The 266-nt window shown below is 51.9% G+C and carries 1 pseudogene; it reads right to left on the bottom strand.

Going from position 1 to position 266, the window contains the following annotated elements:
- Positions 1–266 (bottom strand): annotated as a pseudogene (locus SB773_RS32295) (EamA family transporter); the annotation flags it as partial.

Raw genomic sequence — 266 nt, 5'->3', positions numbered from 1 at the left:
GAGAGCATCACGCCAGCCATGCTAATCGTAATCGCGCTTCGCAAGTAAGGATTCATCTGCGGCAGGATGCGACCGCTAAAGAAAATGACAAAAGCAAAGGTAGCACCAGACAAGAGTCCATAAATCAGTCCAGAGAGACTAGCGTTTTGCAATCCGGTTTCGCCGAGCCCGCTAGCCAGTACGGTACCGATTCCCAGCATGATCAGCGACACCCATTTTTCAAGCGTAGGCCACTTGCGGTCGACGATAGACTCAAGCAGTACACC

Origin of the sequence: Bacillus sp. SIMBA_074 (assembly GCF_046534555.1) — a bacterium.
GTDB classification, from domain to species: domain Bacteria; phylum Bacillota; class Bacilli; order Bacillales; family Bacillaceae_G; genus Bacillus_A; species Bacillus_A mycoides.
Note: the sequence above shows the minus strand (reverse complement) of the source record. Positions and strands in the feature narration are given on the sequence as shown.